Source organism: Corynebacterium aurimucosum (genome assembly GCF_030408555.1).
GTDB classification, from domain to species: Bacteria; Actinomycetota; Actinomycetes; order Mycobacteriales; family Mycobacteriaceae; genus Corynebacterium; species Corynebacterium aurimucosum.
On record NZ_CP047048.1, the window covers coordinates 2,489,258 to 2,502,425 of the forward strand.

The window sequence follows — 13,168 nt, forward strand, 5'->3', positions numbered from 1 at the left end:
CGCCGCCAGCCTGTGGATAACTTGTTGACCGTATCAGCAATACTTTTCTTTATTATGAATCTCATTCACAATAGTAGGCATGACTAACCTCAGCCCGTGGCGCACGGGGCTCCTAGGATTTCTTGCCATCACGGCCCTCGCAACCCTCGCGGGACTATTCATCCTCCGCCCCACCAGCGCGCTCACTGAGCACACCAGCCCGGACTTTTCCACCACCTACGCCCTCAATCATCCACAAGTCGAAGGCACCGTCGAGACCGTGGATAACCACCTGTGCTCCGATCCCCACACGGGCCGCGCCTTCGATGAGGCCCCGCTCATCCCCACCGAGGGCGACGACACCTCCTGCTCCCGCGCCCTCATTGACCTGACCTCCGGCGCAGACGCAGGCCGCAAGACGCAGCTCGTATTCTATGGCGTGGCCAGTGACCCGACCCTCCACCCCGGTGACGAGGTAATTCTGACAGTTTCCAGCGACGGCACCTATGCCTTCGCTGATTTCCAGCGCAATGGAAACCTTGCGTTGTGGGCTATCATCGCGGCCCTTGTCATCGTCGGCTTCGCCGCTTGGCACGGACTGCGCGCATTGGTGGGCCTTGTAATCAGCTTGGCAATCGTCTTCTTCTACCTCATCCCCTCTCTCATTGAGGGCCATTCGGCGCTGCCACTAGCCCTCGTGACCTGCGCGGCCATCCTTTTCCTCGCCGTTCCTCTCGTGCACGGCGTGAACTGGAAATCAGCCTCCGCCCTGGGAGGCGCATTGGTGGCGCTAGCGTTGTCGGGGGCGTTGGGGTGGGCGTCGATAAGCAGCACCGCGTTAACAGGCTCGAGCTCGGAGGATAACCTCAAGTTGCTGCTCTACATGCCTGGGGTTTCCGTGGTGGGCGTGCTGCTGTGCGGGTTCATCATCGGTGCGCTCGGCAGCCTCAACGACATCGCGGTGGCGCAGGCCTCCACCGTGCGCGAGCTCCACGCCGCCGACCCCGCAGCCGGGCCCGGCGCGCTTTTCCTGTCAGCCATGAAGGTGGGCCGCGACCATATCGCTTCCATGGTGTATACCATCGTGCTGACCTATACCGGCGCGGCCCTGCCCCTGCTCATGCTCATCACGGCGGCGCAGCGCCCAGCCCTGCAGATCCTCTCCAGTGACCTCGTCGCCACGGAGGTTCTGCGCTCCCTGCTGGGCGCGATGGCCTTGACACTTGCGGTACCGCTGACCACCGTGATTGCGGCGTTTACTGTGCCGGAAGGACGCGACCAAGCGCCTCGACGGTCCAGCCAGCCTCGCGCCAAGCATCGACGCTGAGCACGTTGCGCCCATCGATGATGTGGCGGCGGGCCACGAGCTCGCCGGCCTCAGCCGGGTCGAGGTCGCGGAATTCCTGCCACTCAGTAGCGAGGATGACCAGCTCGGTGTCCTTGAGCGCCTCGCTTGCCGACGCCACGTAGTTCAACGTCGGGAACACCTTCTTAGCGTTCTCCATACCTTGCGGGTCATAGACCGTCACGGCGGCTCCTGCTAGGGAAAGCGAACCGGCCACGGAGAGTGCTGGCGAATCGCGGACGTCGTCCGAGTTGGGCTTGAAAGCGCAGCCCAACACGGTAACGCGGTGGCCCAAAAGGGAACCATCGAAAGCCTGCTTGGCCAGGTCGACGACGCGATCGCGGCGGCGCATATTGATGGCGTCGACCTCGCGCAGGAAGGTCAGGGCCTGGTCCGCACCCAGCTCGCCGGCACGCGCCATGAAGGCACGGATATCCTTGGGCAGGCAGCCGCCGCCGAAACCCAGGCCAGCTCCGAGGAATTTGCGACCGATGCGCTCGTCGTAGCCGATGGCGTCGGCAAGCTTCACCACGTCCGCACCGGCAATCTCGCAGATTTCAGACACGGCGTTGATGAAGGAGATCTTGGTGGCCAGGAAGGCGTTGGCGGAGACCTTGACCAGCTCGGCGGTCTGCAGGTCCGTCACGATGAACGGGGTGTTCTGCGCCAGTGGCTGGGCATAGACCTCACGGGCGACCTCTTCGGCACTGCTTTCACCGTCGGCTCGCCCTGCCTCGCCGACGCCGAGGACGATGCGGTCCGGGGTGATGGTGTCCTTGACGGCGTAGCCCTCACGCAGGAACTCCGGGTTCCAGGCAATCTCCACGCTGGTGCCCTCTGGAGCAAGTTCATCGGCCATCTGCTGCAGCTCTGCCGCGGTACCTACCGGGACGGTGGACTTGCCAAAGATGATGTGCTCGCCTTTGAGGCGCGGTACGAGCTCCGTGATGACAGACTTCACGTAGGTGAGATCCGCGGCGTAGGAGCCGTGGGCCTGCGGGGTGCCAACGCCGAGGAAGTGCACGTTGGCGAACTCCGCGGCGTCGTCATAGCTGGTGGAAAAGTCTAGGCGGCCGGCCACGATGTTGCGCTCGAGTACCTCCGGCAGGCCAGGCTCGTAGAACGGCACGCGGCCGTTCTTGAGAGCTTCAATCTTGTGTTCATCAACATCTACGCCGAGCACCTCGTGGTCGAGCTCCGCCATGCAAGCGGCGTGCGTCGCGCCTAGGTAGCCGGTACCAATCACAGTCATACGCATAACCGGGAATTTTAGGCGTGGTTGACCTGAAGCGCGCGGCGAGAACGAAAAGTTTAGCGGAAGTTCAGATAGGACTTCGACGGCGTCGGTCCACGCTGGCCCTGGTACTTCGAGCCCAGCGCGCCGGAACCATACGGAGCTTCTGCTGGGGAGGACATCTTAAAGATGGCCAACTGACCCACCTTCATCCCCGGCCACAGTGAAATGGGCAGGTTCGCGGTGTTGGACAGCTCGAGCGTGATGTGCCCGGAGAAACCCGGATCGATGAAGCCTGCCGTGGAGTGCGTCAGCAAGCCCAGGCGACCCAGGGAGGACTTGCCTTCCAAACGCCCCGCCAGGTTAGCCGGCAGGGTGAACTTCTCCAGAGTGGCGCCCAGCACGAACTCACCGGGGTGCAGCACGAAGGCGTCGCCTTCGGCCACCTCCACCTCGCTGGTGAGGTCCGGCATTTCCTGCTTAGGGTCGATGTGCGTGTAGCGCGAGTTATTAAACACGCGGAAGAACTTGTCTAGGCGCACATCGATTGAGGAAGGCTGAATCATCTCGGCGTCATAAGGCTCAACGCTCAAACGCTCTGAATCATCGGCGGAAATGGCGGCACGGATATCACGATCAGAAAGAAGCACGGCTCATAGTCTACCTCCTCACTGGGGTGTTTATGGCCTCGGGCGGCGGCGGTGCTAAGCTTTACAACGATGCACAATCTGCATTGCGCCGACGTAGTTTAGTGGTAGAACATCAGCTTCCCAAGCTGAGAGTGCGGGTTCGATTCCCGTCGTCGGCTCCACGTATTTTCCCAGTTCATGGACTAATTTCATACCTACAGGATGGACCATGACAGCCCCTATCTTCACGCCCAAAACCACAGCGGAGCTTCGCGCTGAACGTGAGCATGTACTTCAAGATCTTGCGCCCCGCACAATCGATGAGCTCCGCGAACAGCGCGCGGTTGATCAAATTTTAGCCATCGACGAGGCCACTCTGAATCGGTATGAAGCCCTGTGCTTCGTTATCGGCGACTAGACAGACACGTTTTCTCTCAGAGCTACATCGTCCCTAGCCTGAGATTCAAAAATTACCCCCACGTCAATACCAGGGCGTGCGGTAGCAAACCCCACAGGCAGGACACAATGGGCAAGCACGAACCAGCGGAAATCAGCGACGCACCCAAGAAGAAGGGCGTCAACCCCAACGCCATCATTGCGTTAATTCTGATCCTCGTCGGTCTCGGTGTCTTGCTCTACCCCGTCGTGGCCACGCAGTGGAACAACCACACCCAATCCCGCGCCGCCGAGGAATACGCCAAGCTGGAGAAGCAAGCCCCGCCAGAAGTACTGCACACCGCCTGGGAGGAGGCACAGGCCTACAACGCCCAGCTGGGCCAAATCAGTGTGGAAGACGCTTGGACCACCACCGATGACGAAGACTCTCCCGAGTACCAACGCTACCGCCAATACCTGTCTGTGTTGTCCGAGACCGATGCGATGGGCCGCATCGTTATCCCTTCGATCGATTCCGACTTGCCCATTTATCACGGCACTTCAGAAAAGGCGCTCTCCCGCGGCGCTGGCCACCTCTATGGCACAGACCTACCTGTCGGCGGCGTAGGTGAGGGCGAGGGTCGGCACGCAGCACTTTCCGCCCACACGGGCCTACAAAATGCCACGCTGTGGGACAACCTCACCAAGGTCAAGAAAGGCGATGCTTTCTACATCGCTGCCGGCGGTGAGAAGCTCAAATACGAGGTACACGATATTCGGGTCGTCGAGCCTGCGGACACCAGCTCGCTCCACCGCGTACCGGGCCAAGACCTCGTTACGCTCATCACCTGTACTCCCTACGGCGTAAATACCCACCGCTTGCTCGTCACCGGCCACCGAGTGCCGATGGATCCGAAAGACGAGGCCGCATTCAACAGCTCGGGTGTGCACTGGCAGTGGTGGATGTGGGCCATTCTGGCTGCCGCAGCCATCATCATGCTTCTACTCATCTACTGGTGGCGCAAATATGTCAGCAACGCTAAGGACGCCGTGCTTGACGACGACCCGCAGGACTCCTAACCGACAATGAATATGCAATAAGGCCCGCCCTTCCCTGGTTGTTGGAAGAGCGGGCCTTTTCTAAAAGTAGCTGCAAGCGCTGGTTCTATGCCGGGCGACGTCGCAAGGCAAGGCACCCTGCCGCGACAATAGCGGCACCAGCGAGAGCCCACAGGCCTACGCCTTCACCACCGGTCTTGGGCAGCGCACCCTTGGTGATGTCAGCGACCTGAAGGACGCCGATCTTCTTCACGCAATTGTCAGCGGTGTCAGACTCAGCGCACCTATTACTGGTGATCGCGGTCCCTCCAGAGAGCACCTTGATGACTGCATTGCCATCCTTATCCCAGTCCGTGGAGAACTTGATCGGCGCGGGCAGCAGGTTATAGCCGTTCGGCGCCTTGGTCTCGATGAGGTAATAAACGCCAGGGGCGTCCAAACCTTCGAGCTTCACACGGCCCGTGGTGGTGGTCGTGGACTGCTTCACCACAGGGTTAGCATCAGTGTTGACGCTGCCATCCGCGTTTAGCTTCAGCTTTCCGTCAGCATCACCGCGATGGACGGTGAACTGCGCGCCACCGAGCAACCCGTCGGTTTGGATCTCGTCCGGGTTGTCCGGGTTATAGCTCGCCTTTTCGAGCAGGACGTCCATCGTTTCCTTGGTCTCCAGCGGGATACAGTCAGTATCCTTCCAGCCGCCCATTTCTGCCTCATTCATGAGGCCAAATTTAGGCTCGTGCAGGCCACCCTTGGTGTAGCAGCGCGAGTTACCTGCAGGTTGGCTCGGGTACCCGGCGGGTACAGAGGTGCTGTCCAGTTTTGAACGATCCAGCTTGAAGCGCACCGTCACCTCGTAGACATGCTGCCCAGTGCTTCCGCCAACGCCCTTGGGTTTAATGATCTTCGGAGTGTCATTCTTGTTGAGTTCGTACGGACCGGTGCCCTGGTACGACTGCGACTGACTGGTCTTGTTGAACTCGTCCTTGAAGACCACAGTGGCTCCAGTAACCGAGGCTGCGCCAACGAACTTCGGGGTGTCCGTCAACTTTCCATAGATCACTTCATTGGTGTCGAAGCCAGGCGCGTCGGGTGCCTCAACTACGACGTTGTACTTCGCAGTGTATTCATTCGCTGCACCAGGAACAGGTTGCGGTGTGCTGTCGACGGCAACCTTATTGAAGCAGGCTTCAGTAGCGACGTTGTCTTCTTCAGCCGGGGTGGATTCACCGTCAGTAGCCTGGAAAAGCCACTTTATTCGGACTACACACCGTCTTGAGGTTGCCGTTCTCATCTTTTCGCACCGGCGCAGAGACGACATACTCTACCTTCGCGTGTCCAGGAAGAGTACCAACATAGCCCATCATGTACCGGGACTCACCGTCCGCTCCTGACGGCACCGTCATGCCCGCATAAATACCACTTCCAGAACCATACTGATCAGGTCCCGGCATTTTCCCGTTGATCACAGTTGATCCCGGTCCAAATCCCTCGAATTTAGCAGTGGGGCCGGAAGCCTTCACACCATAGTGAGTATCCGTTGGTAGGTACTCCCAGAATGTGCCGCCCGAACTGGTGTTATCCGTGGTGTTTTCCACGGAGATTGTCCAGAAAGTACGCACCTCTCCGTCTACTACTTTGGTTTCAGAGCGTTGCTTCTTCACCGCAATGTTTGATCGCAGCGCTGGCGGCGGCGGAACTAGGTCGGAGGCCGCGTCCGTGTTAAATGAAGCAGGCAGGTTGTTCATTATGTTGACCAACTCGAACGTCGGACTACCGGAATCCGGATTACTGATTTTCAACTCAAAGCCCAGCTGATTCGCATTCGCACTACCCGAGCCAAAACCCAGGTTTCCATTGGAGTAGGTCCACGCCTTGCCCCAAGAAGCAGAGGGGTTCGAGATCGTGCGCCCATCCAAAGTCTTGATGCCGGTGAGATCCCAGGTCGTGATTGCGCCGGTCTGTGTGTCAATGCGTTCGAGGATAAGCTTATCACCTGCCCTGGCCCTACTCTGGAAACCCCACATATACTTCTGGGCTTGCGGGAGCACCGCCCAGTCCTCCGAAAAAGACCGCTGGTTTCCGAACACACGTTCAGCAGTGACTTTGTCGACGTCAACCTTATAAAGGTGCCGAGTACCAGAGGTAGACGTATTGCCCACGAAGAAACCCTCGCTGGTATACACGCCCGCGTTAAGCACATCCCGATCGCCGTTCGTTTCGAAAGGGGTACCGGTGCTTCCGGACGTAAGGATAGGCCCAAGGTTATGTACCACACCGGTCGCCGGATTAATCTGCAGGAGATTTCCTGCAGGGTAGCAGGGATCACCATTTTGACCGCGAATCTGGCTTACCGCATAAAGCCAGTTATCACTCGAGTTGAAGGCGAGGGCGTTGTAAACCCACCGCGACTTTTCCCCCACCGACCGGAAGTCTTGGCCTTGATTTACTTGCCGGCTCAGGATAGAAGTATCTCGGCGAAGATCCTTTGGCTCACTGGTCACAACGTAGACAGGGCTACCGTCAGCAAATTCAGCTGGGGTGAGCTCGCGCTTTGGCTGCCTGCTTGTAACCGGATCTTGGCACTCTTCTTTCGCAGGAACAGTGAAGGAAGCTGTAAACACTGTATTGTCTGGCCCGCGGTGAACACCCTTAAACTGAATCTGTGCGGTGCCACCAATAGTAATCTGCGGCAGGGTGACTTGGTATTCCTTGGCGCTAATCTTTTTGTAGGTCACCTTCGCCTCATACCAACCTCCGTTGGCACCGGTGTAATAGATCGTCAGGTCCTCAGGGTTAGTCGATAAATAACTGTTAACGCTGGATTTGAGGGTAACCACCGTGCCTTGCGGAATGGACAGCTGGCCACCAAAAAGCTCACCGGACGGAATCTTAAAGTTCGGGATATATCGGCTTCCCTTAAGCACGTAACCATCGTTTTGCATCGTGATGGTGCGGTCGCCTGCAGCGTACGGGGTAATGTTCGGTGCCGCCATCAGGCGAGCTGGAGCCTCGTCTACGTCAGCAATTTCCAGCGGCTCAGTCACTTCCGAAGGAGCTTCTGAGGTTTCGCTGGATTCCGTTGAAGACGTGCTGGTAGTCTCCTCGGCTACTCCACGCGCATCGACGGACATCCCACTCATTTCGGAATCCTCTGCGACCGCCGGGGTCTTCAATGAGAAAGCTGCTCCTGCTGGCACGTCAGTAGAAAGGCCAGCGATTCGGAAAGTTACTGAAGAGCTGGTTGATTTTACAACGAGGTTGTCTCCTTCGCGGACGGGGATCTCTTCGCCGTCGATAGTCAGTGTGTAGGCCGAGCCGTCGAACTCCAGTCCTGCAGTCTCAACAGTGAACTCCAAGTCCTCCACGGTTCCGGCATCAATAACGTGGCCTTCAAACGTTGCGGAGTCGCCAGCAGTCAGGCTCAGCTGGTCTGCGGAATCGAGCTTGGTGCGCAGGGCCGTGGTTTGTGCTTCAGCGACAGCACCAATGATGCCGGGCAGAGCAGCCGGTGCAGCAACGCTAAAAATGAGGGCCAGCGCCGCAATGAACGCCGCTAAGACGCGCCAGCGGTACACTACCGGCTCGGCCGGGTGAGTATCTGTCCAGGACATTAGCGTCCCTCGCTTTCTGAATTCTTCCTGCGGCTAACGGCAATCATCACGAAACCAGTGGCAATCAATGCCAACGCTGCGGCTACTACACCGATTACCTGTGCGCCGGTCATCGCCAATGAGCCACTGTTCTTCGACGGAGCTGCCGGAGTGGAGGCTTTACCGGCACCTGGAGTACTCGGCGGTGTTGTCTCGGGTTGGTGTGGCGGCTTCCCCGGCTTAGTTGGTGGATAGTTTGGAGTTGTTTGCGGCGTATTCGGATGCGACGGCGGAGTAGTCGGCGTCGTGGGCGGCGTTGGTGTTTCACCCGGTTTGTGAGTCTTGGCCACAATTACTCCTGGTACTGGGTTCGGATTGTCCACCACAGTGTGGAACGGAACCACTACCACAAATGGGTTAATCTCTCGGTAGGAGTTATCCGGCGCCGACGACGTCACTACGTAGAAGCCATCCGCTAGACCATCAAAGGTCACCTCTCCATTGGCATCGGTGACCTGATCCACGTGCACGTCGGTACGCCATTCACGAACCCCGTCCAGATTCGCATTTTGCACACGCGCTGCATCGTCAGCGTTGTTTGGATCTAGGCCGGCGAGCCGGGCCAGATGTATCGTGACTCCCTGAATCTTTCCCGAAGGTGCCTGCCCATCGTCGTCGGGATTGCCCTGCGTAAGCCGCACAGTCACCGTATCCGTATCTACGGCGCGTTCCGCGCCAGTAGACTGCTGCCCGACAACCTGCACCGCTTGCGCAGCAACCATGCCCGGCCCCGCGAACGCAACCGCACACGCTACTCCGACGGCAACCACTCGGGCCGACCATGCATTTGTCAACCTCTTCATCGCCTTACTCCCGCACGCTACTTTCCTTATTAATAATTTCTTGCGCTCCGGTAGCCGACTTCTGGCGTCGCAGCCACCACACCAACCAACAAGCAATGACAATCACCGCGGCCAAAAGCGCGTACATCCACCATTGCCAACCCGGGCCGTGGGAGTCATCAAATACCGACTCCTCCCCCGGCTCCATTGGAACTTGATGGCCACGTACCAACAAGCGATGTGTGTTGATCCCGTACGGGGTACACGTAATCAGCGTGACGTAATCCTGATCAGCGACTGGTCGCAGACCATCCACCTCGCTCGGCAGCACAACTTGAATGTCGTCTACGACGTATTTCAATTTGTGGCCAGCAACCTGGATGTAGAAAACATCTCCCTTGGAAGCCGAATCAAGGTGATCAAACATCGTCGAATTTGCCAGACCCGTATGGCCCGTAATGACGGAATGAGTTCCTGGTCCGCCGACCGGCAAGTCAGAGCCATATAAATGTCCTAGTCCACGCTGCAGCGTCTTATCCGCGGTGCCGTGAAACACCGGTAAATCAACGTCTACCGCTGGAAACACGAGGCGAGCCATCGCTTCGTTCTCGCCCAACTGCTTCAGATAAGCCTCATAGTCAGGATTGTCTTCCCCGATACGGTTCAACCACGGATCCAAGATCGGACCCGAGGTCTGTTCCTCGTTGTACGCATGCGCAGCATCCCATACGGAGTCCTGAACCTGCACCGGTGTCTCTTTATCCAGTCGCGCATATTCCTGCGCCACTCTTGAGGCATTCCAGTTGTTCCATGCAGTCGAGACCACTGGGTACAGCATCACCAATAACCCGACGACAACTACCACCGCCGGAAGAACGAGGCCTCCACGGCGCCTGTGTCGTCGGCCAGTTTCTTGACCTACCACCGAAGTCAACGACCCGCACCACCCAAAATAATGCCCCACGCGCTAGCACAGCGCGACCGGGATTACAACGAAAGAAAAAGAAGGGGACCAAAGTCTATATCTAGTCCAGTCCCCTTACTGGATCGAGCGCCCTACTTTTGGTTACCCGACCCGCAGTGCAGACCATCATGGACAGTCTGCACCACCGGAACTACGCCCGGCTATTAGTTACGCGCGGTACGACGAGCAAACCAGGCACCAGCAGCAACAATCGCTGCGCCAATGGCGGCCAGGATGCCCACACCGGCGCCACCGGTCATCGGCAGATTCGGGGTGTCCTGCTTAATGTTGTCGATCTCAGACACGAGGGTAATCTTGTCGTCACCGTTCAGTTCACCAGTCTTCGCGATGTTGTCGCGGGTGAAGTCAATCTCAGTAACGTTTTTCTCCGGCAGCGCATAGCCGGCCGGGGCCTTGGTCTCCTTCAGACAGAACTTCTTCACGTCGGTGACCTGTGCGTTGTCCGCAAAATCGGTGACATGCAAGCCATCGATAGTGATGGTGCCGTCCTCACCAGTGGTCCACTTGTTCGCGCCGTTTACCGTCAGCGGGTTCTCGAGCTTATCCTGCGCGGAAACACATCGGTAGAGCTCGAACTCAGCACCTTCCAGGACTTTACCGGCTTCCTTACCGTCCTTCTTCACGACCTTCAGCTTGCCGTGATAGGTGACGACCTCGTTGGTCTTGTTCTTAACCTCGTTGCCGGTGTTCGGGTTGTTGAAGATGACGTCAGCCTGGTTCTTCAGCTCGGTGGTGTCGCCAACCTTATTGCGCTTAACCTCGAAGGTCAGAGACAACTTGTCACCGGACTTGACCTTGGCAAGGCCCTGCTCGGTGAGGGTTACAACAAGCTTGTTGCCGTTAGCCTTCGGGTCATTGACCGTGTAGTCACCCGCAGTGAGAACCGTCTCACCAGCCTTAACCTCAGTGACTTTCTGGAAGTCAAGGCGCTGATCCAGCTGATCCTCGAAACGGAAAGCAGTCAGGCTCTTACCTTCGCCCCAAGTCGGGGCATCCGCATTGATGGTGTAGGAGTACGCGTCCTGGATGTTCTTATCTGCATCCTTGACAGTCTTCTCGGTCTTGGTTTCCGTGTTCTTCGGGTATGCGATGACGTCGTAGTTCCACGCATCGGAAGCCTCATTGACCATCGGCACCGACACGATGAACGGAGCACCAGAAACGATGCCGGCGGGGGCTTTGGTCTCCTCAACCAAGTAGATGCCCAAATCCAAGTTCTCGAAAGCCACCTTGCCGTCGGGACCGGTGGTCTGCTCGAAAGTTGTATCGGTCTCGTGGCCCTTGGCATCGGCAGCGTTCTGCGGGAACTTGGTCCAATCACCCTTCTGCAGGTCATAATCCAGCTTGGTGATCTTGTAGGTCACATCCTGAAGCGCCTCGCCCGGAACATCTTGCATTTCCTTACCGGTAGCAGGCGTCGTCGACTCAGCACCCTTCTTCTTGTAGAGGGTGATGGAGCCCTTCTTGGCAAAGTCGATGTTTGCCTTGTTCACGGCACCCTGCTCAGTGCCAGCGTTCTCCTGGGCCAGTGCACCCGGAGCGGAGATACCCAGGGAGAGGCCAACGATTGCAGCGAAGGTAACCGAACGAGCGGTACGAGAGATCTTGTTCACGGTGAGGTTACCCTCGTTTAGTGGACACCCTATTTGTACGGATCTTGTGTCCGTAAGAGAGGATGTTCATTGTGAGTCAACAGCGCAAGAAGTACACGCCGGAGTACCGGCGTGAGGCCGCGAACCTGGTAATCGAGTCAGAGCGCCCAATTGCCCATGTGGCTAAGGAAATCGGTGTTTCCGCCGGGCTTTTAGGCCGGTGGGTCAAACTCGAGCGTGAACGCCGAGGAGCCTCGGATGGGATGAGTGAGGCTGATCTTCGTGCTGAGAATGCTCGTCTGCGCCGTGAGTTGGCGGAAGCCAAGATGGATAACGAGTTTTTGTCAAAAGCGACAGCCTTCTTCGCTTTGAGGCAACGCGAGCAGAAAAGTTCGAACTAATGCAGCAGGAGAAGGCGAACTACAGCATCAAGCGCATGGCACGACTATTAAAAGTATCTCGGTCTGGATACTACAAATGGGCCCATGTGCAGCAGAAACGACTATCCGGAAAGGATGATCGGGCAGCATTTTACGATGATGTTGACCGTAAGATTCATCAGATTTGGAAAGACTCCGATGAGGTTTATGGTGCTCCGCGGATCACCGCAGAGCTTGCCGAGCGCTACCACATTTCGCTTAACCGTAAGACTGTGGCGAAGCGGATGCGCATGATGGGCATTGAAGGGATTTCACCGCGTGCCTTTGTCCCGGTGACTACAATCCAAGCCAAGCGTAAGTCGAGTCTTCCTGACCTGGTCAAGCGCATGTTTGATACTGGTGAGCTCAACCGAGTGTGGATGTCAGATATTACCTACCTTCGCACCGGTGAGGGCTGGTTGTACTTGTGCGCGGTCCGCGATGGTCATTCCCGCAGAGTGCTGGGCTGGGCTATGGATAGCGTGCAAGACACACACCTGGTCGAACGGGCCCTGCGGATGGCGCATACACTGCGCGGTGATGTTCCTGATGGGCTGGTGTTTCACGCTGACCGCGGAACGCAATTTACCAGTGAGAAGCTCTGGGAGGTCTGCAGCAGACTGGGCATTGCTCAGTCTGTGGGGCGTACTGGTGTGTGCTTCGATAACGCGATGGCTGAGTCGTTCTGGTCGACGCTAAAGACTGAATTCTACGACCGTAAGCGATGGCCTACCCGTGATGCTGCACGCAAGGCCGTTGCCTACTGGATTGAAGTCGTCTACAACCGTCGGCGCCGGCACTCTGCACTCGGAATGGTCAGCCCCGTCGACTTCGAGAACCACACCGGCGCAATCAACAGCAGAAAAGAAATAGCTGCCTAACCACTAGGTAGCTCCACTACGTGTCCACGATTTGCGGGCAACCCCAACGGAAACTGGTCCTTTACACGAGTTATGAAATGAGGCACCGCGCCCCATTGGCTGTGTGCAATCCATTCCCCACGGTTCACGCACCATGATCCGACTCAGTATTTAGAGTCTTTCACCCCGCCTAGGCCAACGTTCTATCGAAAAAAGTAGCTGCACAGGGCCCAAGACTCAGCTAACGATAGTCTGTGGA

At 57.6% G+C, this 13,168-nt stretch carries 11 protein-coding genes and 1 tRNA gene; 5 read left to right on the forward strand and 7 right to left on the reverse strand.

Going from position 1 to position 13,168, the window contains the following annotated elements; genetic code table 11:
• The first annotated feature begins 79 nt into the window (after nt 1-79).
• Entirely contained in the window at nt 80-1,306 is a 1,227-nt protein-coding gene (locus tag CAURIM_RS11750; protein ID WP_201829009.1) for a YibE/F family protein, read from the forward strand.
• Here CAURIM_RS11750 and CAURIM_RS11755 read toward each other — a convergent pair.
• Together CAURIM_RS11755 and dcd are read right to left on the reverse strand one after the other, a co-directional pair.
• Complete coding sequence (locus CAURIM_RS11755; protein WP_201829008.1) at nt 1,236-2,582, reverse strand: UDP-glucose dehydrogenase family protein; 1,347 nt, start codon at nt 2,580-2,582, stop codon at nt 1,236-1,238. The genes CAURIM_RS11750 and CAURIM_RS11755 overlap by 71 nt on opposite strands.
• 53 nt (nt 2,583-2,635) lie before the next feature.
• A complete protein-coding gene (gene dcd / locus CAURIM_RS11760; protein WP_201829007.1) occupies nt 2,636-3,208 on the reverse strand; it encodes a dCTP deaminase in 573 nt (190 codons plus the stop codon).
• Between the two features lie 87 nt (nt 3,209-3,295).
• Between dcd and CAURIM_RS11765 the strand changes: the two genes are divergently transcribed.
• The 3 genes from CAURIM_RS11765 (at nt 3,296) to CAURIM_RS11775 (ending at nt 4,642) form a co-directional block, all read left to right on the forward strand.
• A tRNA-Gly gene (locus tag CAURIM_RS11765) sits at nt 3,296-3,369 on the forward strand.
• A 47-nt stretch (nt 3,370-3,416) separates the two neighbouring features.
• Nucleotides 3,417-3,605, forward strand: a complete 189-nt coding sequence (locus tag CAURIM_RS11770; protein ID WP_070448130.1) for a hypothetical protein — start codon at nt 3,417-3,419, stop codon at nt 3,603-3,605.
• Between the two features lie 107 nt (nt 3,606-3,712).
• The gene (locus CAURIM_RS11775; protein ID WP_201829006.1) at nt 3,713-4,642 is read left to right on the forward strand and encodes a class C sortase; all 930 of its coding nucleotides are present in this window, start codon (nt 3,713-3,715) and stop codon (nt 4,640-4,642) included.
• A gap of 85 nt (nt 4,643-4,727) precedes the next feature.
• Here the strand turns inward: CAURIM_RS11775 and CAURIM_RS11780 are convergent, their stop codons facing one another.
• The 5 genes from CAURIM_RS11780 to CAURIM_RS11800 all read right to left on the reverse strand — a co-directional run bounded on the left by CAURIM_RS11780 (nt 4,728) and on the right by CAURIM_RS11800 (nt 11,651).
• The gene (locus CAURIM_RS11780; RefSeq protein ID WP_236659371.1) at nt 4,728-5,912 is read right to left on the reverse strand and encodes a prealbumin-like fold domain-containing protein; all 1,185 of its coding nucleotides are present in this window, start codon (nt 5,910-5,912) and stop codon (nt 4,728-4,730) included.
• A complete protein-coding gene (locus CAURIM_RS11785; RefSeq protein ID WP_290205439.1) occupies nt 5,851-8,232 on the reverse strand; it encodes a DUF6923 family protein in 2,382 nt (793 codons plus the stop codon). The genes CAURIM_RS11780 and CAURIM_RS11785 overlap by 62 nt, the downstream gene beginning before the upstream one ends.
• The gene (locus CAURIM_RS11790; protein WP_201829005.1) at nt 8,232-9,074 is read right to left on the reverse strand and encodes a prealbumin-like fold domain-containing protein; all 843 of its coding nucleotides are present in this window, start codon (nt 9,072-9,074) and stop codon (nt 8,232-8,234) included. The genes CAURIM_RS11785 and CAURIM_RS11790 overlap by 1 nt, the downstream gene beginning before the upstream one ends.
• Before the next feature lie 4 nt (nt 9,075-9,078).
• The gene (locus tag CAURIM_RS11795) at nt 9,079-10,017 is read right to left on the reverse strand and encodes a class C sortase (protein ID WP_201829004.1); all 939 of its coding nucleotides are present in this window, start codon (nt 10,015-10,017) and stop codon (nt 9,079-9,081) included.
• Between the two features lie 164 nt (nt 10,018-10,181).
• On the reverse strand, nt 10,182-11,651 hold the full coding sequence (locus CAURIM_RS11800) for a SpaH/EbpB family LPXTG-anchored major pilin (protein ID WP_201829003.1): 1,470 nt from the start codon (nt 11,649-11,651) through the stop codon (nt 10,182-10,184).
• A 62-nt stretch (nt 11,652-11,713) separates the two neighbouring features.
• On the opposite strand from CAURIM_RS11800, the gene CAURIM_RS11805 reads away from it, so the two are divergent.
• Nucleotides 11,714-12,930, forward strand: a protein-coding gene (locus CAURIM_RS11805) for an IS3 family transposase (RefSeq protein WP_201827686.1) whose coding sequence is annotated in 2 segments (ribosomal slippage) — nt 11,714-11,975 and nt 11,975-12,930 — 1,218 coding nt in all. Because the reading frame shifts where the segments join, the coding sequence is not laid out codon by codon here.
• The last annotated feature ends 238 nt before the right edge of the window (nt 12,931-13,168 follow it).

Excerpts from the sequence above, each read along its gene's own strand:
- CAURIM_RS11750 (WP_201829009.1), top strand. The coding sequence starts at position 80 with ATGACTAACCTCAGCCCGTGGCGCACGGGGCTCCTAGGATTTCTTGCC.
- CAURIM_RS11755 (WP_201829008.1), bottom strand. The coding sequence starts at position 2,582 with ATGCGTATGACTGTGATTGGTACCGGCTACCTAGGCGCGACGCACGCC.
- CAURIM_RS11770 (WP_070448130.1), top strand. The coding sequence starts at position 3,417 with ATGACAGCCCCTATCTTCACGCCCAAAACCACAGCGGAGCTTCGCGCT.
- CAURIM_RS11775 (WP_201829006.1), top strand. The coding sequence starts at position 3,713 with ATGGGCAAGCACGAACCAGCGGAAATCAGCGACGCACCCAAGAAGAAG.
- CAURIM_RS11780 (WP_236659371.1), bottom strand. The coding sequence starts at position 5,912 with ATGAGAACGGCAACCTCAAGACGGTGTGTAGTCCGAATAAAGTGGCTT.
- CAURIM_RS11785 (WP_290205439.1), bottom strand. The coding sequence starts at position 8,232 with ATGTCCTGGACAGATACTCACCCGGCCGAGCCGGTAGTGTACCGCTGG.
- CAURIM_RS11790 (WP_201829005.1), bottom strand. The coding sequence starts at position 9,074 with ATGAAGAGGTTGACAAATGCATGGTCGGCCCGAGTGGTTGCCGTCGGA.